The organism is Cryobacterium arcticum (assembly GCF_001679725.1).
Taxonomy (GTDB): Bacteria; Actinomycetota; Actinomycetes; order Actinomycetales; family Microbacteriaceae; genus Cryobacterium; species Cryobacterium arcticum_A.
In genome coordinates this window covers 1,142,383-1,166,846 of record NZ_CP016282.1, presented here as the reverse complement: position 1 = coordinate 1,166,846, position 24,464 = coordinate 1,142,383, and the positions used below count along the sequence as shown (strand labels likewise).

Here is a 24,464-nt window from a genome sequence, read left to right as displayed (position 1 = left end):
TCGGGCAGGAGTGCGCTCCGGCACACCTGTCTAGACTGACCCCCATGACTTCCGCCACGTTGGAACTCCCGTTCATCGCCGAACTCGCCCGCGACATCCGTTCCACGTCAGGTGACACGGCCACGGTCATCGCGCCGTTCACCGGGCAACCGCTGCACGCGCTGCCGCTGAGCAGCCCGCAGGACGTCGCGGATGCGTACGCCCGCGCCCGCCTCGCCCAGATCGGCTGGGCCCGGGCCGGATTCGCCCACCGCCGGGCCGTGCTGCTGAAGGCGCACGACCTGCTGCTGAGCCGACGCGAGAGCCTGCTCGACACCTTGCAGACCGAGACCGGTAAGACCCGCGGGCAGGCCTTCGAGGAGGTCTTCCAGGCCGCCGGCGTCACCCGGTACAACGCCCTCGCCGCCCGGCGGGTGCTCGGCGGCGAACGGCGCAGGTCCGGCCTTCCGGTGCTCGTGACCACCCGGGTGCGCTACCGGCCCAAGGGCGTCGCCGGGGTAATCACTCCGTGGAACTTCCCGCTCAGCCTGGCCGCGATGGACGTCGTCCCCGCACTGGCCGCCGGCTGCGGGGTAGTGCAGAAGGCCGACAACCAGGGGGCGCTGAGCATCCTGATGCTGCGCCGGGCCTTCATCGACGCCGGGGTGCCGGCCGACCTCTGGGCCGTCGTGACCGGCCCGGGCCCCGAGATCGGCAGCGCGGTCACGTCCGGCGCCGACTACGTGTGCTTCACCGGGTCGACGCCCACGGGCATCCGGGTGGGCGAGCAGGCGGCGAGCACCCTCACCGGCGCGTCACTGGAGCTGGGCGGCAAGAACCCGATGATCGTGCTCGACGACGTCGACCCGCACCGCGCCGCCGCGCAGGCCGCGTACGCCTGCTTCTCGTCGCTCGGGCAGCTCTGCGTGTCGATCGAGCGCATCTACGTGCAGCGGGCGGTCGCCGATCGGTTCCTGCAGGAATTCACCACCGTCACCCGGGCTCTCCTGCTCGGCTCCGGCCTGGACTACCGGGCGGATGTCGGCTCGCTCACCTCGCAGGATCAGCTGGACCGGGTCACCACCCATGTGCAGGATGCGGTGTCCCACGGCGCCCCTGTGCACGCGGGCGGCCGGGGCCGGCCCGACCTCGGCCCGTACTTCTTCGAGCCCACGATCCTCACCGGCGTCACCCCGGCTATGCTCTGCTTTGCCGACGAGACGTTCGGACCGGTCGTGTCGGTGTCGGTGGTCGACACCGAGCAGGAGGCCATCCTCGCCGCCAACGACAGCGCCTACGGGCTGAACGCCGCGGTGCTCAGCGGCTCCGCCCGGCGGGGCCTGCGCGTGGCCGGCGCACTGGAGGCCGGCAGCGTCAACGTGAACGAGGGCTACCGCGGCTCGTTCTCCGCCGTCGACGCCCCGATGGGCGGCATCAAGGGCTCAGGCCTCGGCCGTCGGAACGGCCCGGAGGGACTCAAGCGGTTCGTGGACCCGGTCACCATCTCCCTGGCCACCGGGGTGCTGCGGCTGCCCGGAACCGGAACGGAGTTCGCCCGGCTTGTGGGCCCCATGGCGCTGCTCGCCCGTACCCTCAAGGCGGCCCGCCGGCGCTAGCCACCAAGCCTGCCTCCGTCGGTCGAGCCCGTCGACCCGTGGGGGGGTGGGGGGCTTCGCGCCCGGGTGGTCGGGGGAAGTGCACTTCCTGAGGAGACTCGGCGGGCTGGTCTGCGGAACGCACCCATACGTTGGTCGAGCTTGTCGAGACCCGGTGAGCGGATCTCGAGGCACGTCACGAGGTCTCGACAGGCTCGACCAACGACGGGGCGCGACATCCACGCACGTCACGAGGTCTCGACAGGCTCGACCAACGACGGGGCGCGACATCCACGCACGTCGCGACCCACCGGGTTTCGACACGCTCAACCAGCGGATACGTCGCGCCCACTCGTCGGTCGAGCTTGTCGAGACCCCGCGACCGGCCCCTCTTTCCGAAGACTGACCAGGTTGACCGTCTGGCTAGGAGGTGCCGTCGTTGCCGGTCAGGTGCAACGCGTACCCCCAGCAGCCCGTGTCTTCCCAAGTACTCCGGCACCGGCGGCCACCGTGCTCGGGGCCCGGGCATCCCGGCCGGCCGAGTACGCCGCGGCGCCGACCGACAGCGCGGCGACCGCCACAACCGTGGTCAACAGGAGGACACGGCGTCGTCGTGTGGACATCCGCGACGCCTAGTTGTTTCCGTCGTTGCCGGTGACGTGCACCGCGTAGCCCCAGCAGCCGGCATCCGCCCAGTGGTAGTAGTCGCCGCCGCCGGTGTCGCCGTACATAGCGAGGGTGAAGCCGGCCTGTTGGTCGGGATCGACGTCTCCGGCGCGGGTCATGTCCACACCCGCGAAGGTGTCATCGGCGGACAGCCAGACGGCGTGCCACTCGAAGCCGGCCTCGGCCATGCACTGGGTGACCAGCCCGTAGAAGTACTCGTGCTGGGCGCGGGTCACGGGAATGGCGTCGGGGTTGGGCGTGCGCACCTCGACGACGTTCCCGTCGTCGGCGGATGCGCCCGCGTCGGTCTCGTCGGGCACGGCCACGTCGGGTGCGGCAGCCACGGGCGTCTCCGGCTGCGCGAGCTCGACGGGGGCCGGCGTCACAGTCGGCGTCACGGTCGGGGTCGGGGTGGGTGTTGGCGTCGGTGTGGCGGCGGACCCGACCGCGGAATTCTGGGCGGAGCTGACCTCGGCGGCGTGCAGACTCTCCGAGGCGTAGGCGGTGGCGCCAGCCGAGAGCAGGGCCGTCCCCGCGACGATGGCGACCAGTATCAGGCGACTGCGTGTGCTGCGCATGGTGCGACCTCTCCCCCGAGGATTGCGCACTCCGGCAGGGGCACGCTCGTCTCCCACGGTACGCCCGCACGCCTCCGGCTCACGCGTCGCGGTCGATCCGGCCGCACCCCAGTTCGGGGCGGCAGGAGCGGCTAGGTGGCCTCGGAGTCGAACGGCGCCGGGCCGGTCAGGGCGCCTTCCCTGGCGCGCTTGCGTTGCAGGTACGCGCTGTCCGGGTTGGGGCCGGTGCGGGAGATCACGGCCGATTGCGGTTTGACCGGTTCGTCTTCGGTGAGGGCTTCCCGGATGATCCGGCGCGGGTCATACTGGCGCGGGTCGAGCTTCTTCCAGTCGACGTCGTCGAACTCCGGGCCCATCTCGTCTTTCATGCGGTCTTTGGCGCCGTTGGCCATGTCGCGAAGCTGGCGCACCAGTCGGCCGAGCTGGGCGGCATAATGCGGCAGCTTCTCCGGACCGAGCAGGAAGACGGCGATGATCCCGATAAGCAGGAGTTTCTCGAACGTCAGACCAAACATGACCTCAGAATATCCCCCCGGCGAGGCATCCCCGCACCGAGGGTGAGGCGGCCGTAGTCTTGATCCATACATCTACTGGAGTTGCGGAATGTCTGACAAAGATCTGAATTGGAAATTCGCCGACGACTCGGTGGTGGAGAGCGACGCCCTGGCCCGCGCCCGGCAGCAGTCCCTCGAACTCGGCATCGACGCGATCGCCCCCTCGGTGGGCGCGCAGTCTGCCGTCATCGCCGCCGCGACCGGCGCCCGCAGCATCCTCGAGGTGGGCACAGGAGCCGGTGTGTCCGGCATCTGGCTGCTCACGGGTGCCCCGGGGGCCACCCTCACCTCGATCGACATCGAGGTCGACCACCTGCAGCACGCGAAGGCCAACTTCCACGAGGCGGGGATCCCCGGCAACCGGGTGCGCCTGATCACGGGCCGCGCGGCCGAGGTGCTGCCCCGCATGAACGAGAACTCCTACGACATCGTGTTCGTGGACGCCGACCCGCAGTCGGTCATCGAGTACGTCGAGCACGGCCTGCGCCTGGCCCGCCCGGGCGGCACCGTGCTCGTGGCGCACGCCCTGTGGCGTGGCCGGGTGGCCGACCCCGCCCAGCGCGACGAGGTCGCGACGGGCTTCCGCACCCTGCTCAACGAGATCGCCGGGTCGAAGGCCGTCATCAGCGCCCTCTCCCCCGTTGGCGACGGGCTGCTGCAGATCACCAAGCTGCGCGCCTGACCTACCTCTGAAGGCACGAAACGCTGAGGGCACGAAAAAATCGGCTGTGCGGAGAACCGCACAGCCGATCAGTTGAAACTTGTTATACGGCCGGGGTGACTACACCGGCGAGCGCATCGTGAAGCTCCTTAGCTTCAGCGTCGTTCACAGAGACGACGAGTCGACCTCCACCTTCGAGCGGTACACGCACGATGATAAGGCGCCCCTCCTTTACAGCCTCCATTGGCCCGTCTCCGGTCCGTGGCTTCATGGCCGCCATGAACTCCCCTTCCATTCGTAGTCGTAGTCCTATTATCGACCATTCGGCCGTCAGACAGTAATTAGGGCGGCGTCCAATCGGCCCCGTCGACGCCCCAGCAGAGCAGAAGCCAGCCCCACTGGCCGCAAATGAGCAGCAGTGTGACCACAACGCGGTACACGATGCTGCGCGGCCGGGCGAGGGCGCCGAGCAGCGGGAACATCGGCATCAGCAGCCTGAAGACACTCGACTGCGGGAAGAACACGGCGAGCAGGTAGAGCGCATAGGAGGCCACCCACAGCCGCAGGTCGACGCCCAGGCTCCGCACCGCGGGGGCGAACATCAGCAGCGTGAAGCCCAGGATCACGGCGACCACCACGAGGATGCCCAGCGGCTGACCGAGCCACCACACGCCGCTCTGGAACCAGGCCGCGAAGGGCACCAGCTCCTGATAGCCGATGTACGCGGAGCGCCAGGCCAGCTCGGTGTCGGTGTAGGCGGTCGGCGAGCCCGTGACAGCCCAGGCGATGGCCGGCCAGGCCAGGCCCATCAGCCCGCTGAACACCGCCACGGATGACGCCGTCACCGCTTCCCGCACCGGGAACGGATCCCTCACCCGGCTGTACCAGCGGAATCCCACGTGCAAGGCGAGGAACAGGGCGAACGCCAGGCCGCTCGGCCGGGTCAGTGCCATCAGCGCGATCACGGGCACGAGAACCAGGTAGCGGCGTTGCAGCACCAGGAGCAGGGCCAGGGTGAGCAGCAGCAACTGCATCGACTCGGCGTAACCGAACTGCAGCAGCGGCGACAGCGGGGCGGCGCAGAACAGCACCACGGCGAACAGGGCCGTCGACTCCGGCTGCACCCGGCGCATCAGGCGGTAGAACAGCAGCGCGGTGCCCAGGCTGCAGGCGACGGACACGACAACGGCCATGGACGCCCAGGGCGCGCCGGTGACGAGCATGAGCACCCGCACCACCGCCGGGTAGCCGGGCATGAACGCCCAGGCGTTCTCGCCCACGTGACCGTCCACCGTGACCGGCAGCACCGACGGGTAGCCGCCGACGGCGACGATGTTGTACCAGAGCGCATCCCACATGTTGGCGAACGCCGTGTAGCCGGGCTTCGCCGGCGTCCAGGGGTTCTGTCCCTGCACGCTCGCCAGCGCCAGCACCAGCGTGGTGGTCACCAGCCGGGAGAGCAGCCAGATCACGGAGACCCTCTGCCACCACGGCACCAGCCGGTAGCGGGCCCGTAAGCGCGCCGGCAGCGCCCGGTCGGCGTGGGCGCGCACCGGGGCCGGGGAGGCGCTGGTGGGCGTCATGGTCAGCCGATCGGCGCGGTCAGCCAGGCGCGCAGGGCGTCTTCACAGTCGGTGATCTGGGACAGCGCCACCCGTTCGTCGTCGGCGTGCGCCTTGAGCGGGTCGCCGGGCCCGTAGTTGACGGCCGGGATGCCCAGCGCCGAGAAGCGGGCCACATCGGTCCAGCCGTACTTGGGCCGGGGTTCGGCGCCGACGGCGTCGAGGAACTTGATCGCCAGCGGCGCGTCCAGGCCGGGCCGTGCGCCCTCGGCCAGGTCGACCACGGTGATGTCGAAGCCGGCGAACAGCTCTTCGAGGTGGGCGACGGCCTCAGCGGCCGTGCGGCTGGGCGCGAACCTGTAGTTCACGTGCACCATGCACTCGTCCGGGATGACGTTGCCGGCGATGCCGCCCGTGATGCCCACGGCGTTCAGGCCCTCGCGGTACACCAGGCCCTCGACCTCCACCTCGCGCGGGGTGTAGCCCGCGAGGATGTCGAGGATCGGCGCGGCCTTGTGGATCGCGTTCTCGCCCACCCAGGCCCTGGCGGAGTGCGCCCGCTTGCCGAAGGTGCGCACCTCGATGCGCACGTTGCCGTTGCAGCCGCCTTCGACCTGGCTGTTGCTCGGTTCGCCCAGGATGGCAAAATCGCCCTCGAACAGGTCGGGGCGGTTGGCCGCGAGCCGGCCCAGGCCGTTGAGGTCGGCGTTGACCTCCTCGTGGTCGTACCACATCCAGGTCACGTCGACGCGGGGGTCTGTCAGCTCGGCGGCGAGCTTGAGCTGCACGGCCACGCCGGCCTTCATGTCCACGGTGCCGCGGCCCCAGAGGTAGTCGACGCCGTCGATGGTCTCGAAGCGGGTGGGCAGGTTGTCGTTCAGCGGCACGGTGTCGATGTGCCCGGCGATCACCACGCGCTGGGCCCGGCCCAGGTTGGTGCGGGCCACGATGGTGTCGCCGTCGCGGATCACCTCGAGGTGCGCGGAGCCGGCCAGCGCGGCGGCGATGGCGTCGGCCAGCGGCGTCTCGTTGCCCGACACCGACTCCACATCGCAGATGGCGCGGGTCAGCTCGATCGACGACGAGGTGAGGTCGAGGGTGAGGGCGGTCTCGGCTGAATCGGTGAGGTCGTGGGGCACCCTACTAATCTAGAGCCATGGTCACCGCCCTTCCCCCCGAACACCTGTCAGATCCCTCCGCACCGACGGCGACGCACGCCTGGGGGTACGGCCTGGCCACGATCGCCGGTGACGGCACCGTGCTCGACACCTGGTTCCCGGCGCCCACGCTGGGCGCGCTGCCCCGGGACCGGGACCGCTGGATCGTGCCCACCGAACTCGAGGAGGCCGCGGGCCCCGACGCCCGACGCAATGTGCGCCTCGAGGCCGTCACGGTCGAGATCGACCTGCAGGCGCCTCCAGCGGGCACCTCGGATGCCTACCTGCGGCTGCACCTGCTCTCGCACCTCCTGGTCCGGCCCAACTCGCTCAACCTCGACGGCATCTTCGCTCACCTGCCCAATGTGGTCTGGACCAACGCGGGCCCGGTGCTGCCCGCCGATTTCGACAGGCTCCGACCGTCGCTGCAGCGGCACGGCATCAGCGCCACGGGCCTGGACAAGTTCCCGCCGCTGCTCAACTACGTCTCCCCCGAGCGGGTGCGCATCGCCGACGCGTCCCGGGTGCGCCTGGGCGCCTACCTGTCCCCCGGAACCACCGTCATGCACGAGGGCTTCGTCAACTTCAACGCCGGCACCCTGGGCGTCTCGATGGTCGAGGGCCGTGTCTCGCAGGGCGTGGTGGTCGGTGACGGCGCCGACGTCGGCGGCGGCGCATCCATCATGGGCACGCTGTCGGGCGGCGGCACCCAGCGGGTCACGATCGGGCAGCGGGCGCTGCTCGGCGCCAACTCGGGCATCGGCATCTCGATCGGCGACGACTCGGTCGTGGAGGCCGGACTGTACGTGACCGCCGGCACCAAGGTCGTGCTGCTGGACGGCACCCGCACCGCCGACGGCGCCCCGCGCACGGCCAAAGCCAAGGACCTCTCCGGCGTGCCCAACCTGCTCTTCCGCCGCAACTCGCTCACCGGAGCCGTCGAAGTGCTGCCCCGGGCCGGCACCGGCATCACCCTGAACGCGGCCCTGCACGCCTGATCCCCCTCCGCAGGCTGTGAGAAAAGCCCCAAGAATCCGAGATTCTTGGGGCTTTTCTCACCGCTCGCGAGGCTAGTTAGGCCTGCGGGTAGTCGCGGGCGACCGCGCCCGTGTAGAGCTGCTGGGGGCGACCGATCTTGGTGGTCGTATCCAGGTTCATCTCGCGCCAGTGCGCGATCCAGCCCGGCAGCCGGCCGATGGCGAACAGCACCGTGAACATCCGCGGCGGGAAGCCCATGGCCTTGTAGATCACGCCGGTGTAGAAGTCCACATTGGGGTAGAGCTTGCGCTCCTTGAAGTAGTCGTCGTTGAGCGCGATGAACTCGAGCTCCTTGGCGATGTCGAGCAGGTCGTCCTTCACACCGAGGGCCTCGAGCACGGCGTCGGCGCTCTCCTTGACGAGCTTGGCGCGCGGGTCATAGTTCTTGTAGACCCGGTGGCCGAAGCCCATCAGGCGAACGCCGGCTTCCTTGTTCTTCACGCGTTCGACGTACTTCTGCACGCCTTCGCCGGATGCCTTGATATCGCTGAGCATGGTGAGCACGGCCTCGTTGGCGCCGCCGTGCAGCGGGCCGGAGAGCGCATTGATGCCGCCGGAGACCGAGGCGAACAGGTTGGCCTCGGTGGACCCGACCAGGCGCACAGCCGAGGTGGAGGCGTTCTGCTCGTGGTCCTCGTGCAGCATGAGCAGGCGTTCGAGCGCCTTGCTCACGACGGGGTTCACCACGTACGGCTCGGCGAGGGTGCCGAAGTTGAGCTTGATGAAGTTGTCCACGAAGCTCAACGAGTTGTCCGGGTACAGGAAGGCGTGACCGATGCTCTTCTTGTGCGCGTACGCCGCCATCACCGGCAGCTTCGCCAGCAGGCGGATCATCGACAGTTCGACCTGCTCGGGGTCCTTGGGGTCCAGGGAGTCCTGGTAATACGTCGACAAGGCCGAGACGCCGGCGGAGAGCACCGACATGGGGTGCGCGTTGTGCGGCAGGGCGTCGTAGAAGCGGCGCAGGTCCTCGTGCAGCAGGGTGTGACGGCGGATGCGCGTGTCGAATGCGCTGAGTTCGCTCTCACTGGGCAGTTCGCCGTAGATGAGCAGCCACGCGGTCTCGAGGAAGCTCGAGTTCTGGGCAATCTGCTCGATCGGGTAGCCGCGGTAGCGGAGGATGCCGTGCTCGCCGTCGATGTACGTGATGGCTGACTTCGTCGCCGCCGTGTTCACGAACCCGGAGTCGAACGTCGTGTAACCGGTCTGCTTGGTCAGCGTCGCGATGTCGATGCTGGACGGCCCGTCGGTGCTACCCAGGATCGGGAACTGCGCCGTGCCCCCCGGGTAGGTCAGTGTGGCCATCTGATGGTCCGACACGGCCCGGTCGATGTACTTCGACTCGGTGGATGGTGTTCGCTGCGCGACGTCGCTCACGGCGCCTCCCTGGATTTCAAAGCCTTTCGGCTGTTGGTCTGTGGCGGTCCGCCGCAGCACGCTCGTGGTGCTTGGCAACGATAACCCGCCTACAGCCTATTCCGCCGAGGGGCATACTGTTGCATCCGCCAACATCGCACGGCTCCTGTTGGCACTCCGCTACAGCCGGTTCCACCCCGCGGACACCGGGTTTCCGGGCGCCGTGCCGGTTCGAAAGAGCGCTAGGGCCGAAGGGCCCGATCTTGCCCGTCGCCGTGCCCGTCGCGGCTCAGTCACGGCTTCCGCCGGAGCTCAGGACGCCGTGAGCGTGAGCGCGAAGCCGTGCGCCTCCTCGAGCGCCTCGCTCCATCGGCCCACCCCGGCCTCGGCCGGAAACCGCACCCATTCGCGCATGGTGCGGGTGCCCATCACGACGGCCGCCCCCGCGTTTCGGTCCACCAGTTGGCGCACCCTCGGTTCCGGGAGTTTGACGACGAGGTCACCGTTGCGGCCGATGAAGGCGAACATCCGGCCCCGCACCCGCAGGCCGTCGCCGTTGAACATCCGCCCCTGGGTCACGGCCGGCCGCTGCGGCAGCTCGGCGACGAGGTCGTGCAGGGCCGCGACGCCCGCTGCGTACCCGTCGACGGGTGCGCCGTCACTGCCCAGGTCGATGCTGCCAGCCATGCCCCCAGCCTAAACAGCCCGGCGGTGAGCACAACTCCTGCAGACTGCCGCCGGGGTGGGTCGCCGTGGCGGAATTCCGGCATCCGCCGGGTGCCCGCCCGGCAAATTGCAGGAGTTATGCAGCCCAGGCGCGGAGCCGGGCGGCGGCCGCGTTGATGCGCTCGTCGGTGGCTGTGAGGGAGAACCGCACGTGCTCGGGATAGAAGTCGCCGTAGAACGGGCCGGGGCCGGCCAGGATGCCCAGCTCGGCGAGCCGCCGGATCGAGTCCCAGGCGTCCACGCCGGCCGTCGCCCAGAGGTACAGGCCGGCTTCGCTGTTCTCGATCGTGAAGCCCGCGGCCGTCAGCGCCGGCAGCAGCACCTCGCGCCGGGCCCGGTACAGCCGGCGCTGCCGGCTCACGTGCTCGTCATCGCCCAGGGCCGCCACCATGGCGGCCTGCAGCGGGGCGGGCAGCATAAGACCGGCGTGCTTGCGCACGGTGAGCAGACGGCCGAGCACGGCGTCACAGCCGGCAGCGAAAGCGCCGCGGTAGCCGGCCATGTTGGACTGCTTGCTCAGCGAGTAGATGGCCACGATGTTGCGGGTGTCGCCGTCGGTCACGCGGGGGTCCAGGATGCTCGGGATCGCCTCGGCGTCCCACGGCGCGTCCCAGCCGAGTTCGGCGTAGCACTCGTCGTTGACGATCACGGCGCCCAGCTCCCGGGCGCGGGCCACCGCGGCACGGAGGAACTCGACGTTCAGCACCCGTCCGTCGGGGTTGCCCGGGCTGTTCAGCCAGACGAGCTTCGTCGTCGCCGGCCACTCCGCGGGGTCATCGGACGCCAACGCATTCGCCCCGGCCATGGCCGCGCCGATCGCATAGGTGGGGTAGGCGGCCCTGGGGTGCACGATGGTGTCGCCCTCACCCAGGCCCAGCATGAACGGGAGCAGCGCCACGAGCTCCTTGGAGCCGATGGTGGGCAGCACGTTCTGCTCGGTCAGACCGGTCACACCGCGGCGGCGGGCGTACCAGTCGATGATGGCGTGCTGCAGGGCCGGGGTGCCGGTGGTCTGCGGGTAGGCGTGCGCATCCGTCGCGTGGGCCAGGGCGGCCTGCACGACGGGCGGGGTCGCGTCGACGGGCGAGCCGATCGACAGGTCGACGATTCCGTCGGCGTGGGCCTTCGCCTGCTGCGCGAACGGCAGCATCTGGTCCCACGGGTAGTCGGGGAGCGGCTTGAGCACGTCTAGTGCTGGACCTGGGGCGGCAGTACCGAGATCACCGGGTGGTCCTTGGCGATCACACCAACCTTGGCGGCGCCGCCGGGCGAGCCGATGTCGTCGAAGAATTCGACGTTGGCCTTGTAGTAGTCGGCCCACTGCTCGGGCAGGTCGTCTTCGTAGTAGATGGCCTCGACGGGGCAGACGGGCTCGCAGGCACCACAGTCCACGCATTCGTCGGGGTGGATATAGAGGGAGCGTTCGCCCTCGTAGATGCAGTCGACGGGACATTCGTCGACGCAGGCACGGTCTTTAACGTCCACGCAGGGCAGGGCGATCACATACGTCACAGTGGCGGAATTCCCTTCACGAACTAAGTGGCCAGTCTACGCCGTCGGTGCTCTGGCGGGAATTCGGGGCCACGCGAGAACGAGCGCGGCGACGAGTGCGGGAACAATCGTCCACACCGAACCGAGGACGCCGGCCGGCACGAGTACCGAGCCGCCCGTGCTGCGCAGCGACAACAGGAAGACCGTGAGCAGCAGGCCGACGGCCGCCGCGCCCACCACGAGGCGGTCGCCGACGACCAGGCGGAGGCCGAGCAGCAGTGACCCAGCCGCCAGCAACGCCAGGACCAGCCCGATCGGCACCGTGACCGACCCGAGCGAGAACGTGGTCTGGTGCGCCACGGTGCCCAGCACCCCGAAGAGCACACCGGCGGCCAGCCCCATCAGGGTGGCGAGCAGCCGTGTGGCCCTGGTGGGCGGCTCAGGGTCGGCCGGATGCGGCACCGCAGGTCCCCGCAGGAACGTCTCGGTGCCCGTGACGAGAACTTCGCTGCCGTCGCCGGGGCGAACAAGACGACCGTCCACGCTCCACCGGTTCGGGTAGGCGGTCAGGGCATGCATCTTGCGGTCCACCTGGTCGCTCACGTCCACCGCGGTGAAGCGGTGCCCCGTCGACTGGGACACCCGACTGCTGACGAACACGGGCACCCCGTGATCCCCGGCGGCGTCGATGGCGGCCTGGCGGAGGTCACGGTCAGCGGCGGCGATGACCACGGCCGTGGCGTGCGCCTCTGTGAGGGCCGCGCCGAGAACATCCCGGGTGTCGACCTCCGGCCGAGCGGTGAGGACCCGCCACCGCGCGGGGTCGTCCTCGCCGAGCGCGGTGCGGGCGGCCGTGACGGCGGCGGCATCCGGCGCGAGCCCCGCCAGCACCGCCCCGAACAGAACCGTGACCTCGGCGTCGTCGTCCAGGAGCCGGGCGATCGTGCCGCCCGTGAGCAGGGCCTCGTCACCGGGGGCATCCACCACGAAGACCACCCGTTCGCCGCTTCCGGACATGACCATGGGTGACTCCTGTGCAGAAAACGGGCGCGGAACGCCGGCGGACGGGGACAACGTACGGTGCAGAACGCCGGCCGTGATTCTGTGAAAATCCTAGCTGGACACGCCCGTGCATCTTCCGTAGAGTGAATGGGTAAGGTTAGCCTTACCATCGTTCGACATTCCAACTCATCCTCGACGACCGGGAAGCACCGTGCTCGCAAACTACCTGATCGGCCTGCGTGAAGGCCTCGAAGCCGCGCTGATCGTGACGATCCTGATCGCCTACGTGGTCAAGATCGGCCGCCGCGACGTGCTCCCCCGTCTCTGGACCGGTGTCGGCCTGGCCGTTCTGCTGGCGCTCCTGCTGGGCGCCATCCTCACTTTCGGCACCTACGGGCTGAGCTTCGCCGCCCAGGAGACCATCGGTGGACTGCTCTCCATCATCGCGACCGGCTTGGTCACCTGGATGGTGTTCTGGATGCTGCGCACCGCCCGCGACCTCAAGGGCCACCTGCACGGCAGCATCGACAAGCACCTGGTGGGTACCGGCATGGGCCTGGTGCTCGTCGCCTTCCTCGCCGTCGGCCGCGAGGGCATCGAGACCGCCCTGTTCATCTGGGCGGCCGTGCAGGCCACCGGCGAGACGACCCTGCCGCTGATCGGCGCGAGCCTGGGCATCCTCACCGCCGTCGGCCTGGGCTGGCTCATCTACGCCGGCATGCTCAAGATCAACCTGAGCCGCTTCTTCACCTGGACCGGCGCCATTCTCATCGTGGTCGCCGCCGGGGTGCTCTCCTACGGCGTGCACGACCTGCAGGAGGCCGGCATCCTGCCCGGACTGAACGCCCTCGCGTTCAATGTCTCGGCCGCGATCCCGCCGGACAGCTGGTACGGCACCCTACTCAAGGGCACCCTCAACTTCTCGCCGGCCACCACCTGGCTCGAACTGGCCGCGTGGCTCGCCTACCTGGTGCCCACGCTCACGCTCTTCATCGTGAAGAGCCGCACCAAGACCCCGGCCCGCGCCGCGGCCCCTCGGCAGGCCGCTTCCGCGGTCGCCGCCCACTGACCCCTGCCCTGCCCTCCCTTCTAAGGACACCTATGCGCGCCCGCCTCCTCCCCCTCGTCGCCGCCTCCGCCGGCGCCCTGCTCGCCCTCACCGGCTGCGTGGCCAACGCCGGTTCCACCGGTGGCTCCGGCCAGGCCCTCACCGTCGACAGCAGCGCGGATGCCTGCACGGTGTCGGCCGCCGAAGCGCCCGCGGGCAACGTCAGCTTCACGGTCACCAACTCGGGCGACCAGGTCACCGAGTTCTACCTGCTCGCCGAAGACGGCCTGCGCATCGTGGGAGAGGCCGAGAACATCGGCCCCGGCCTCAGCCGCGACCTCGTCGTGCAGCTCGCCGCCGGCAGCTACATCACCAGCTGCAAGCCCGGCATGACCGGCGACGGCATCGACAAGACCGCGTTCACCGTCACCGACTCCGGCGACGATGTGGTGGTGGACGCCGACCTGGACGCCCAGGTACAGGTCGCCAACACCAACTACGCGGCCTACGTGCGCGACCAGGTCGCCCAGCTCCTCACCGGCACCCAGGCCTTCGCCGACGCGTACGTTGCCGCCGACGACGACACGGCGCGCGCCCTGTACGCGGCCACCCGCGCGCACTGGGAGCGCGTGGAGACCGTCGCCGAATCGTTCGGGGACCTCGACCCGCAGCTCGACCTGCGCGAGGCGGACCTCGAAGAGGGCCAGGACTGGACCGGCTGGCACGCCATCGAGAAGGACCTCTGGCCGGCAGAGGCCGAGGCGGGCTTCGCCGCGTACACACCCGAACAGCGCCAGAACCTGGCGGATCTGCTCGTGGCCGACACCACCACGCTGAACGAGAAGGTGCAGGACCTCAGCTTCACGCTGTCGCAGCAGACCAACGGCGCCATCGGGCTGCTCGACGAGGTCGCAACCGGCAAGGTCACCGGTGAGGAGGAGTTCTGGTCGCACACCGACCTGTGGGACTTCCAGGCCAACATCGACGGCGCCAAGGTGCTCTACGACGGCGTGCGCGACATCCTGGTCGAGGAAGACCCCGACCTGGCCACACGCCTCGACACCGAGTTCGCCGCTCTGCAGGCCCTGCTCGACGCCCAGCGCGTCGGCGACGGCTTCACCCTGTACACCGCGCTGAGCCCTGCCGAGATCAAGGCCTTCGCCGACCAGGTGAACGCCCTGGGCGAGCCGCTCAACCAGCTCACCGCTACGCTCGTCCTCTAACGAAGGCCAGCAGATGACCGACTCCCCTCAGTCGACACCGGATGCGCAGGCACCGGATGCGCCGGCGCCCCGCGGGCTGTCCCGCCGCGGCCTGCTCGGCCTCGCGGGGGCGGGCGTCGCCGGGCTCGGCCTGGGCTTCGCCGGCGACCGGGCCGTGTCCGCGGCCATGGCCTCGGCGGCCGAGACGGCGGCAACGGCTGTGTACCCGTTCTACGGAAAGCACCAGGCCGGCATCCTCACCCCGGCGCAGGACCGGCTGCACTTCGCCGCTTTCGACGTCACCGACGGCACCAGCCGGGCGGACCTCATCGAACTGCTGCAGGATTGGAGCGTCGCGGCCGCCGCGATGACCGCCGGCCGGGACATCGGCGACTACGGCGCGGTCAGCGGCCCCTACGACGCTCCGCCGGAGGACACCGGCGAGGCCGTCGGCCTCCCGGCTTCGGGCCTCACGATCACCTTCGGGTTCGGCCCCAGCCTGTTCCGCACCGCGGCCGGCGCCGACCGGTTCGGGCTGGCCGCCCGGCAGCCGGCCGAGCTGGTGGATCTCCCGCACTTCCCGGGCGACATGCTCGACGACGCCCGGAGCGGCGGCGACCTCTGCATCCAGGCCTGTGCCAACGATCCGCAGATCGCGGTGCACGCCATCCGCAACCTCTCCCGCATCGCGTTCGGCCGGGCCGCCCTGCGCTGGTCGCAACTCGGTTTCGGGCGCACCTCGTCCACAAGCACGAGCCAGGCCACCCCGCGCAACCTCTTCGGGTTCAAGGACGGCACCGCGAACATCAAGGCCGAAGAGCCCGCCGCAGCCACTGAGCACCTCTGGGTGGGCTCGACGGACGGCCCTGCCTGGCTGGCCGGCGGGTCCTACCTAGTGGCGCGGCGCATCCGGATGACCATCGAGACCTGGGACCGCAGCAGCCTGCGCGAGCAGGAACGGGTGATCGGCCGTACCAAGGGCGAGGGCGCGCCGCTGTCGGGAGGGACCGAGTTCACCGAGCCCGACTTCGAGATCGCGGGCCGGGGAGACCTCCCGCTGATCGACGAGGCCTCACATGTGCGGCTGGCGCACCCCACCCAGAACGACGGGATCCGGATCCTGCGCCGCGGGTACAACTTCGTGGACGGCAACGATTCGCTCGGCCGGTTGGACGCGGGCCTGTTCTTCATCAGCTTCCAACGCACGCCGCAGAGCTTCTCGACCGTGCAGCTCAACCTGGCCAGGCACGACGCCATGAACGAGTACCTCAAGCACGTCGGCTCGGCGCTCTTCGCGGTGCCGCCCGGCGCCGCCACGGGCAGCTACGTGGGAGCACCCCTCTTCGCCTGACCTCGAGTCAGGCGGGGGCCACCGTGTAGAGCACGCCATCGGGGGTGCCGGCGAGGGTCACCCGGAACGAGGCGTTCTTGAGGGACTCCACACCGACGTCACCCACGTTCGCCGACGTGCTGGTGTCGGCCTCGAACCCGGCGTCCACGAGCATCTGCTTCGCGTCGGCCAGCGGGTCCGCCGCGCTGGAGGCGATGGTGACGACCCAGCCCTGATCGCCGTTGGTGGTGTTGCCGGCACCGAACTTGATCTCGCCCTCGATCACGGGGATCTCGGCGGGCCAGCCGTCCGGCAGCGCGCCGCCCAGGCTCACGTCACCGTCGGTGGCACCCTGCACAGCCCCGTTCACGGCATCCTGGACCTGCGCGTCGGAGCAGCCGGCCAGCGCCGGGCCGACGGCCAGCAGCGCAGCTAAGGCCAGCGCCATCCGGAACGGCCGGGTCATGGTCGTGGATCCAGTGCTCATTCGTGTCCTCGTGTTCGTCGGTGCCCCTGATGGGTCGGTACGGCTGATGAAAAAACCGCAGGCACCCGCGCCGGAAAGCCGGAACTGGATGCCTGCGGTCAGGTGATGCTGTGAACTAGTTCGCGTCCTGCTTCTTCAGACGCGAGACGTTGCGCTGACGAGCGGATGCGGCGAGCTCGACCTTGCGGATACGAACGATCGCCGGGGTGACCTCGACGCACTCGTCTTCGCGGGCGAATTCGAGGCACTGCTCGAGCGTGAGCTGCTTGGACGGCGTCATCGACTCGAACGTGTCGGAGGTGGACTGACGCATGTTGGTCAGCTTCTTCTCCTTGGTGATGTTCACGTCCATGTCGTCACCGCGCGAGTTCTCGCCGATGACCATGCCCTCGTAGACCTCTTCGGTCGGGTTCACGAAGAACTGCATGCGCTCCTGCAGGGCGATGATCGCGAACGGCGTGACAACACCGGCGCGGTCGGCCACGATGGAGCCGTTGGTGCGGGTGTTGATGGTGCCGGCCCAGGCCTCGTAGCCGTGGAAGATCGCGTTGGCGATACCGGTACCGCGGGTGTCCGTGAGGAACTCGGTGCGGAAGCCGATCAGGCCGCGCGACGGAACGATGAATTCCATGCGGACCCAGCCGGTGCCGTGGTTCGCCATGTTCTCCATGCGCCCCTTGCGGGCGGCGAGGAGCTGCGTGATCGCGCCGAGGTACTCTTCGGGCGAGTCGATGGTGAGGTGCTCGTACGGCTCGTGGATCTTGCCGTCGACGCGCTTGACAACCACCTGCGGCTTGCCGACGGTGAGCTCGAAGCCCTCACGACGCATCTGCTCGACCAGGATGGCGAGAGCGAGCTCGCCACGGCCCTGGACTTCCCAGGCGTCCGGACGGCCGATGTCGAGGACACGGAGCGAGACGTTGCCGACGAGCTCCTTGTCGAGACGGTCCTTGACCATGCGGGCGGTGAGCTTGTGGCCCTTGACCTTGCCGATGAGCGGCGAGGTGTTGGTGCCGATGGTCATCGAGATGGCCGGGTCGTCGACCGTGATGGTCGGCAGCGGGCGCACGTCGTCGGGGTCGGCGAGGGTCTCACCGATGGTGATGTCGGGGAATCCGGCGACGGCGACGATGTCACCGGGGCCGGCGCTCTCGGCCGGGTAGCGGTCGAGGGCCTTGGTGATCATGAGCTCGGTCACGCGCACGTTGGAGACGGTGCCGTCGTGCTTGACCCAGGCCACGGTCTGGCCCTTCTTGATGGTGCCCTGGAAGATGCGCAGCAGTGCGAGGCGGCCGAGGAACGGCGAGGAGTCGAGGTTGGTGACCCAGGCCTGCAGCGGGTGCTCGTCGTCGTAGACGGGAGCGGGGATGTGCTGCAGGATCGCTTCGAAGAGCGGCTCGAGGTCGTCGTTATCGGGCAGCGAGCCGTTCTCCGGCTTGGTGAGGCTGGCGGCGCCGGCACGGCCGGACGCGTAGACGACCGGCACGTTCAGAACCAGGTCGAGGTCCAGGTCGGGCACGTCGTCGGCCATGTCGGAGGCGAGACCGAGGAGCAGGTCCTGGCTCTCTTCGACGACCTCATCGATACGAGCGTCGGGGCGGTCGGTCTTGTTGACCAGGAGGATCACCGGCAGGTGCGCCTCGAGCGCCTTGCGCAGCACGAAGCGGGTCTGCGGCAGCGGGCCCTCGGACGCGTCGACGAGGAGCACAACGCCGTCGACCATGGACAGGCCGCGCTCGACCTCGCCACCGAAGTCGGCGTGGCCGGGGGTGTCGATCACGTTGATGGTGATGGGGCCGTCGGTGGCGTGGATGCCCTTGTACGAGATCGCCGTGTTCTTGGCGAGGATCGTGATGCCCTTTTCGCGCTCGAGCTCGTTGGAGTCCATCGCGCGCTCTTCGGTGTGCGAGTGCTCGGCGAAGGAGTTCGTCTGCTGCAACATCGCGTCGACCAGGGTCGTCTTGCCGTGGTCAACGTGGGCAACGATTGCAACATTCCGGAGGTTATTGCGGGTAGCAATCGCCATAAAAATAGATCCTTACGAAGAATGGATGCCGCGGAAAATCGCATGCGGCGCAGAGTGGATGAGTGGGGTCACTATGGACCCAAGGGTCTATGCTACCGTACTCAGCCCTCTTCCCGTCGGGCGGGGCCCGATCATCCCTCTATACGGTGCGTTCCCTGCCGATGAACCGCCGGCAAACGGACACAGCCGGGTCACCAGGTCTCGACAAGCTCGACCGACGAACGGGAACGACCCGCAGATCGGGTCACCGGGTCTCGACAAGCTCGACCGACGACGTGGGCGCCTCCCCCAGGCGCTCGCGAGTCGATGCGACTCACGCAACCCCCTCGCTGGTCGAGCCCGTCGAGACCCCGCGAGCCGGGCTCCGGGACTCTGCCGCGGCATCCGCAGACCAACTCACCAGGTCTCGACAAGCTCGACCGACGACGTGGGCGCCTCCCCCAGGCGCTCGCGAGTCGATGCGACTCGCGCAACCCCCTCGCTGGTCGAGCCTGTCGAGACCCCGCGGGCCGGTCTCCGGGACTCTGCCGCGGCATCCGCAGACCAACTCACCGGGTCTCGACAAGCTCGACCGACGACGTGGGAGCCTCCTCCAGGCGCTCGCGAGTCGATGCGACTCACGCAACCCCCGCGCTGGTCGAGCCTGTCGAGACCCCGGGGGCCGGTCTCCGGGACTCTGCCGCGGCATCCACAGACCAACTCACCAGGTTCCGACCTGCTCAACTACCGAGAGGAAAACGACCCGCAGATCGGGTCACCGGGTCTCGACAAGCTCGACCGCCGACGTGGGAGCCTCCCCCAGGCGCTCGCGAGTCGATGCGACTCACGCAACCCCCTCGCTGGTCGAGCCTGTCGAGACCCCGCGGGCCGGTCTCCGGGACTCTGCCGCGGCATCCGCAGACGGGCGCACCAGGTCTCGGACGCTCGACCGACGACGTGGTGCGACCCGAAGACATCCGGTAGACGACGGATGGGACGCGGCCATCGGCCACGTCCCATCCGTTGTTCAGGTTTTCCTCCTCACAGACCGGCTGGCGCCGGCCGCGATACCTGCCTGGCTACTTGGCCCAGCCCACCATGGTCCAGTCGACCGACTGGAACTGCTTGGCGCCATAGTTGACCAGTCCGGACTTGACGGCGTAGACGTTCGGCAGCGGCGCGATCGGCACGATCGGCACGTAGGCGGCGAGCACCTTGTCGATCTTGTCGGCGATCTTCAGCCGCGCATCGGGGTCGAGCTCGGCGTTGGCCTGGTCGAACAGGTCGGCCAGCGAGTCGTCGGTGATGCCGGTGAAGTTCGACTCGGAGTCGACCGGGGAGAACAGCGCCTCGGTCGACGAGATCGGGAACGCCGTACCCTGCCAGGAGAAGCTCGTCATCTCGTAGTCGCCCGGGATGATGTAGTCCGAGAAGTACTTGGCGGCGGGAACCTCGTCGAGTTCGACGGTGACGCCCACATCCTTGAGGTCGGCCTGCACCTGCACGGCGCGCTGCTTGTTCGTCGGGGTCTCGGCGGGAACGGTGATCGACAGGGTCAGCGCCTTGCCGTCTTTCTCCCGCAGGCCCTTGTCGTTCAACTCGTAGCCGGCCTCGTCGAACAGCTTCGCGGCGGCGTCCACGTCGAAGCCGATGGCGGCGCCGACGTTGTCCTCGTAACCCTTCTGGCCGGGCATGAAGATGTAGCTGCCCTGCGTGGTGGCGGGCACGCCCACCGGGGTGTTGGCCGATTCGGAGATCAGCTCCCGGTTCACCGCGTGCCCGATGGCCTGGCGCACCTTCACGTCGGCGAGCGGGCCCTTGGACCCGTTCATGGTGACGTGCGTCCAGGTGAGACCGCCGGATGCCTGGATCTCGGCATCCGTGCGCTTCTTGGCGGTCTGGTACGCGTCGGCGTTGGAGGAGATGTAGAGCACATCGGTCTCGGAGTTGCCGAACGCCGTCGCCTGCGTGCCGCCGTCGATGACCTTCACGATGATGGTGTCCAGCTTGGGCGTCTCACCCCACCACTTGGGGTTCCGCACCAGCGTCACGACCTGGCCGGAGGTGTCGATGTTGGAGATCATGAATGGGCCCGACGAGGGCAGCGGCGCGCTGGTGTAGCCCTCGTTGAAGGCGGCGGGGGTCTCCGCCGCGGCGACGGGGAGAACGCCGGGCTCGCCCACGAGAATCGACTGCCAGTCGGCGGTGATCTTGTCGAACGTCATCGTGAAGTCGAAGTCGGTGTCGGTGCGCTCGATCGCGGTGATGTCCTCGAACACGGCCGAGGAGGCCGGGAGGTACTCCTCGTTGCTGCCGTTCATGGCCTTCCAGGTGGCCTCGTAGTCCTTGTAGGTGATGGGCGAGCCGTCCTCCCACACCGCGTCGGGGTTCAACTTGACCTCCACGACCTGCGGGTCGTCGCTGATGACCTCGGCCGAGACGGCGTAGTCGGGGTTCAGCTCGGTGCTGCCGTCCTCGGCGACCCGGATCGGCCCGCCGGTGGTGGGCAACACGGTGTTCAGGCTGTCCACCTCGTTGCCGTCCACCTCGTAGGTGTTCCAGTTCACCGGCATGGCGTTGATGGCCAGGTTGAGGGTGCCGCCGTCTGACACGTCAGCCGCGTCGGCGGCGGTCCAGGCCGTGCTGGGCAGTTCCTCGGTGGGGCCGGAACTGGAGGTGTCGGTGGCGGTATTGCCCGGGGCGCAGGCCGTGAGCAGCAAGGCAGACGCGCTCAGAACGGCGACTGCCGCGAATGCGGAATTTCGACGACGCATAGGGTTTCTCCTTCATATCTTGGTGGCGGGTCGTGACGACGGGCCGTGATGACGGGCTGTGTGCTGTGTCGGGTTGCTGGGGTGGAAATTCAGGGGGCGACGGCCAACGCCGAGTCGACGATGTGGTTGCGGTCGACGTGGTGGCAGGCGGTGTCGACGCCGTTGTGGTCGACCAGAGGCGGGTCGTCGGTGGCGCACCTCAACTGGGCGGCCGGGTCGAGCAGCCGGTACAGCGGGCACCGGGTGCGGAAGTTGCAGCCGGTGATCTCCTCGGTGGGGCTGGGCAGGTCGCCCTCGAGCAGCACCCGGGTGCGGCTGCGTTCGATCTCCGGGTCGGGGATGGGCGCCGCGGAGATGAGCGCCTGGGTGTACGGATGCCGCGGGTGCGCGAACACCTCGGCGACCGGCCCGTACTCGACGATGCGGCCCAGGTACATGACGGCCACGGTGTCGGCGATCTGCCGCACGATGGCCAGGTCGTGCGCCACGAACAGGTAGGACAGGCCCAACCGTTCCTTGAGGTCTTCGAGCAGGTTGATCACACCGGCCTGGATCGACACGTCCAGCGCCGACACGGGTTCGTCGAGCACCACGAGCCGCGGGTTGGTGGCCAGTGCCCGGGCGATGCCGATGCGCTGCCGCTGGCCGCCGGAGAACTCGTGCGGGTAACGGTCCGCCATCTGCGGGTCGAGCCCGACGAGGTCGAGGAGTTCCTGCACCCGCGCCCGGCGGTCGGCCCGGCCGACCCCGTGCACGGTGAGCGGCTCAGCGATAACCTCGCCGATCGGCAACCGGGGGTCGATGGCAGCCATCGGGTCCTGGAAGACGATCTGCACGTCCTTGCGCAGGCGCAGGCGTTCGGACCGGCTTGCGGTGCCGATGTCGGTGCCGTCGATGAGGATCTGACCGGCCTGGGGCTTGGTCATTTCCAGGATCTCGAGGATTGTGGTGGATTTTCCGCAACCCGATTCGCCGACCAGCCCGAGGGTCTGGCCGGGCTGGATCGAGAACGAGACGCCGTCGACGGCGCGCACCGTGCCGATCCGCCGCGAGAACACGCCCCCGTTGGTGAGCGGGAAGTGCCGTTTGAGGCCGGTGACCTCGAGCACGGGGACCTGCGCGGCCGGCCGCACGGCGTGCTCGACGTCCAGCGGGGCAGGGCGGGGGAAGACGTCGGGGCGGGTGAGGCGCCCCGAGGCGATTTCCCCAGCCCGATGGCAGGCGGCCGTGTGTGCGCCGTCCGACGGGTCCGTGACCGCCAGCCCGGGAGTCAAGGGGTCGAGCCGTGCGTCGGGCAGGTCGTCGGCGTCTGCGCAGTGCGGTGCGAGCAACGGCTCTACCTCGCGGCAGACGTCGAGCGCGATGGGGCAGCGGGCGGCGAACGGGCATCCGGGCGGCAACGCGGTGAGCGACGGCGGGCGGCCCTCGAGGGGGACGAGCCTCTGGGTGCCGGCGGTCTGCATATTGGGAACGGAGCGCAGCAGCCCGATCGAGTACGGCATGTGCGGTTCACGGAACACATCGGCCGTGGTGCCGTTTTCCACCAGCTTGCCGGCGTACATCACGGCGATGCGGTCGGCGTGGCCGGCGACGACGCCGAGGTCGTGGGTGATCAGCACCACGGCGGCTCCGGTGAGCTCCTTGGCCTTCTCGAGAACCTCGAGGATCTGCGCCTGGATGGTGACGTCCAGGGCGGTGGTGGGCTCGTCGGCCACGATGAGCTTGGGGTCGTTCGCGATCGACATGGCGATCATGGCGCGCTGGCGCATTCCGCCGGAGAATTCGTGCGGGAAGGCCCGGGCCCGGCGCTCCGGCGCGGGGATGCCGACCACGGTGAGCAGTTCGACGGCGCGGGCCCGTGCGGCCTGCTTGCTCAGCGCCGCATCGTGCAGCAGCAGGGCCTCGGCGATCTGGTCCCCCACCGTGTACACGGGGGTGAGCGCCGAGAGCGGGTCCTGGAAGATCATCGAGATATCACGGCCGCGGAGCCCGGAGAGCTGGCGGTCGTTCATGTCGAGCAGCCGGTGGCCGTCGAAGTCGATGGAGCCGGTGATCACCGCCGAACTGGGCAGCAGGCCCATCAGCGCAAGGGACGACACCGACTTGCCCGACCCGGACTCCCCCACGATGCCGAGGAATTCGCCCTCGTGCACGTCGTAGCTGATCCCGCGGACGGCGTTCACCGGCGGGCCGTTCCGCTGCGGGAAGGTGACGGAGAGGTTCCGCACCTGCAGCAGCGGGCTGCCGCGCCGGGCGCGCCCGGCGGAGGCGCCGGCCGGCACAGGAGCGGCGGCCGGTCCGGACGAGGTCACGGGTTCAGTCACGGTTCACTCCCGAGGTGGGGTCCACGGCGTCGCGCAGGGCGTCACCGATCAGGCTGACGGCGAAGAGGGTGATGATGAGCACTCCGGCGGGGAAGACGAACAGCCACGGCCGGGTCACGGCCGCGCCGGTGCCCTCCGACAGAAGCGTGCCCAGCGACACGTCGGGGGCACGGATGCCGAAGCCGAAGTAGCTGAGGCTGGTCTCGGCCATGATCATGGCCACCACGCCCAGGGTCGCGTCGATGATGAGCAGCGACGCCACGTTCGGGATGATGTGCCGCGCAAGGATGGTCGGCATCGGCACCCCCATGAACCGGGCCGCCTTGACGAAGTCACGGCCGCGCAGCGACCGGGTTTGGGAGCGCACCACCTGGGCCATGATCATCCAGCTGAATCCGGCCAGGAACACCGTGAGGAACACCCAGGAGAGGTCCTTGAACAGGGGGCTGAGGATGACCAGCAGGATGAACGACGGCAGCACCAGAAGCAGGTTGATCAGCCAGACGAGCACGCCGTCCACGATGCCGCCCACGTACCCGGCCACCGATCCGACCACCGCCGCGATGAGGGTGCCGAGAGGCCCGGCGATCAGGCCGATGACCAGCGATTTCTGCAGGCCGATGAGGGTCTGGGCGTAGATGTCCTGGCCGATGTTGTTGGTGCCGAACCAGTGCAGCTGGGTGGGCCCCATGCCCATGTTCAGCGGGTCGCGGCTGAACGCGTCGACCGGGTAGAGCAACGGCCCGAACACCGCCCACAGCACGATGGCCGCCATCGCGATCGCTCCGATCCAGAACCGGGGCGTGTGCGCCAACCGGTTCCAGATCAGCCGGCCCCGCGACAGCGGTTTGGGCGCCAGAGAGACGGCGGTCGGTTCGGGCTCCGGCCCGGCGGCGAGGGTGGCGCTGGCGCCTTCGACAATCGACATT

21 protein-coding genes are annotated in these 24,464 nt (G+C 69.1%); 6 read left to right on the top strand and 15 right to left on the bottom strand.

Going from position 1 to position 24,464, the window contains the following annotated elements:
• Window positions 1-44: 44 nt before the first annotated feature.
• Window positions 45-1,595, top strand: coding sequence for a succinic semialdehyde dehydrogenase (locus PA27867_RS05200; RefSeq protein WP_084020716.1), 1,551 nt, complete (start codon window positions 45-47; stop codon window positions 1,593-1,595).
• 611 nt (window positions 1,596-2,206) lie between these two features.
• On the opposite strand, the gene PA27867_RS05195 is transcribed toward PA27867_RS05200, so the two are convergent.
• On the bottom strand, window positions 2,207-2,818 hold the full coding sequence (locus tag PA27867_RS05195) for a hypothetical protein (protein WP_066594132.1): 612 nt from the start codon (window positions 2,816-2,818) through the stop codon (window positions 2,207-2,209).
• A 131-nt stretch (window positions 2,819-2,949) separates the two neighbouring features.
• The gene (locus PA27867_RS05190; RefSeq protein WP_066594130.1) at window positions 2,950-3,333 is read right to left on the bottom strand and encodes a sec-independent translocase; all 384 of its coding nucleotides are present in this window, start codon (window positions 3,331-3,333) and stop codon (window positions 2,950-2,952) included.
• Window positions 3,334-3,421: 88 nt separating this feature from the next.
• Here PA27867_RS05190 and PA27867_RS05185 point away from each other — a divergent pair, with 88 nt between their 5' ends.
• Window positions 3,422-4,054, top strand: a complete 633-nt coding sequence (locus tag PA27867_RS05185) for an O-methyltransferase (protein ID WP_066594128.1) — start codon at window positions 3,422-3,424, stop codon at window positions 4,052-4,054.
• An 82-nt stretch (window positions 4,055-4,136) separates the two neighbouring features.
• Here PA27867_RS05185 and PA27867_RS20180 read toward each other — a convergent pair whose 3' ends face one another.
• From PA27867_RS20180 to dapE, 3 genes are all read right to left on the bottom strand, one after another.
• Window positions 4,137-4,313 carry a DUF3117 domain-containing protein gene (locus PA27867_RS20180; protein ID WP_084021373.1) on the bottom strand — a complete coding sequence of 59 codons (177 nt, stop codon included), beginning with the start codon at window positions 4,311-4,313 and terminating at the stop codon, window positions 4,137-4,139.
• Window positions 4,314-4,374: 61 nt separating this feature from the next.
• Window positions 4,375-5,616 (bottom strand): hypothetical protein, encoded by a 1,242-nt coding sequence (locus PA27867_RS05175; RefSeq protein ID WP_066594126.1) that lies wholly within the window; start codon window positions 5,614-5,616, stop codon window positions 4,375-4,377.
• Window positions 5,617-5,618: 2 nt separating this feature from the next.
• Window positions 5,619-6,734: a succinyl-diaminopimelate desuccinylase gene (dapE, locus tag PA27867_RS05170; RefSeq protein ID WP_066594125.1), complete on the bottom strand. Its 1,116-nt coding sequence runs from the start codon at window positions 6,732-6,734 to the stop codon at window positions 5,619-5,621.
• 17 nt (window positions 6,735-6,751) lie between these two features.
• Between dapE and dapD the strand changes: the two genes are divergently transcribed.
• Window positions 6,752-7,750, top strand: a complete 999-nt coding sequence (gene dapD / locus PA27867_RS05165; protein WP_066594124.1) for a 2,3,4,5-tetrahydropyridine-2,6-dicarboxylate N-succinyltransferase — start codon at window positions 6,752-6,754, stop codon at window positions 7,748-7,750.
• Window positions 7,751-7,826: 76 nt separating this feature from the next.
• Here dapD and PA27867_RS05160 read toward each other — a convergent pair whose 3' ends face one another.
• From PA27867_RS05160 to PA27867_RS20175, 5 genes are all read right to left on the bottom strand, one after another.
• Window positions 7,827-9,095, bottom strand: a complete 1,269-nt coding sequence (locus PA27867_RS05160; protein WP_084021372.1) for a citrate synthase — start codon at window positions 9,093-9,095, stop codon at window positions 7,827-7,829.
• A 363-nt stretch (window positions 9,096-9,458) separates the two neighbouring features.
• Window positions 9,459-9,833, bottom strand: coding sequence for a hypothetical protein (locus tag PA27867_RS05155; RefSeq protein WP_066594118.1), 375 nt, complete (start codon window positions 9,831-9,833; stop codon window positions 9,459-9,461).
• 115 nt (window positions 9,834-9,948) lie between these two features.
• Entirely contained in the window at window positions 9,949-11,058 is a 1,110-nt protein-coding gene (gene dapC, locus PA27867_RS05150) for a succinyldiaminopimelate transaminase (RefSeq protein WP_257784143.1), read from the bottom strand.
• A gap of 2 nt (window positions 11,059-11,060) precedes the next feature.
• Window positions 11,061-11,384 carry a ferredoxin gene (gene fdxA / locus PA27867_RS21055; protein WP_066594116.1) on the bottom strand — a complete coding sequence of 108 codons (324 nt, stop codon included), beginning with the start codon at window positions 11,382-11,384 and terminating at the stop codon, window positions 11,061-11,063.
• Between the two features lie 36 nt (window positions 11,385-11,420).
• A complete protein-coding gene (locus PA27867_RS20175) occupies window positions 11,421-12,386 on the bottom strand; it encodes a DUF6113 family protein (RefSeq protein ID WP_084020714.1) in 966 nt (321 codons plus the stop codon).
• Between the two features lie 190 nt (window positions 12,387-12,576).
• Between PA27867_RS20175 and efeU the strand changes: the two genes are divergently transcribed.
• Genes efeU through efeB form a run of 3 tightly spaced genes read left to right on the top strand, consistent with a single transcriptional unit; the run spans window position 12,577 to window position 15,966 of the window.
• Window positions 12,577-13,434 carry an iron uptake transporter permease EfeU gene (gene efeU / locus PA27867_RS05135; RefSeq protein ID WP_066594115.1) on the top strand — a complete coding sequence of 286 codons (858 nt, stop codon included), beginning with the start codon at window positions 12,577-12,579 and terminating at the stop codon, window positions 13,432-13,434.
• A 32-nt stretch (window positions 13,435-13,466) separates the two neighbouring features.
• Window positions 13,467-14,636 (top strand): iron uptake system protein EfeO, encoded by a 1,170-nt coding sequence (efeO, locus tag PA27867_RS05130; RefSeq protein WP_066594114.1) that lies wholly within the window; start codon window positions 13,467-13,469, stop codon window positions 14,634-14,636.
• A 13-nt stretch (window positions 14,637-14,649) separates the two neighbouring features.
• Complete coding sequence (efeB, locus tag PA27867_RS05125; RefSeq protein WP_066594113.1) at window positions 14,650-15,966, top strand: iron uptake transporter deferrochelatase/peroxidase subunit; 1,317 nt, start codon at window positions 14,650-14,652, stop codon at window positions 15,964-15,966.
• A 7-nt stretch (window positions 15,967-15,973) separates the two neighbouring features.
• Here the strand turns inward: efeB and PA27867_RS05120 are convergent, their stop codons facing one another.
• The 5 genes from PA27867_RS05120 to PA27867_RS05100 all read right to left on the bottom strand — a co-directional run bounded on the left by PA27867_RS05120 (window position 15,974) and on the right by PA27867_RS05100 (window position 24,463).
• Window positions 15,974-16,432, bottom strand: coding sequence for a hypothetical protein (locus PA27867_RS05120; RefSeq protein ID WP_157109129.1), 459 nt, complete (start codon window positions 16,430-16,432; stop codon window positions 15,974-15,976).
• Between the two features lie 115 nt (window positions 16,433-16,547).
• Window positions 16,548-18,458, bottom strand: coding sequence for a translational GTPase TypA (gene typA / locus PA27867_RS05115; RefSeq protein ID WP_066594109.1), 1,911 nt, complete (start codon window positions 18,456-18,458; stop codon window positions 16,548-16,550).
• A gap of 1,058 nt (window positions 18,459-19,516) precedes the next feature.
• On the bottom strand, window positions 19,517-21,211 hold the full coding sequence (locus tag PA27867_RS05110) for an ABC transporter family substrate-binding protein (RefSeq protein WP_066594107.1): 1,695 nt from the start codon (window positions 21,209-21,211) through the stop codon (window positions 19,517-19,519).
• An 89-nt stretch (window positions 21,212-21,300) separates the two neighbouring features.
• A complete protein-coding gene (locus PA27867_RS05105) occupies window positions 21,301-23,493 on the bottom strand; it encodes a dipeptide ABC transporter ATP-binding protein (protein ID WP_066599153.1) in 2,193 nt (730 codons plus the stop codon).
• A gap of 34 nt (window positions 23,494-23,527) precedes the next feature.
• A complete protein-coding gene (locus PA27867_RS05100; protein WP_066594105.1) occupies window positions 23,528-24,463 on the bottom strand; it encodes an ABC transporter permease in 936 nt (311 codons plus the stop codon).
• Between the last annotated feature and the right edge of the window lies 1 nt (window position 24,464).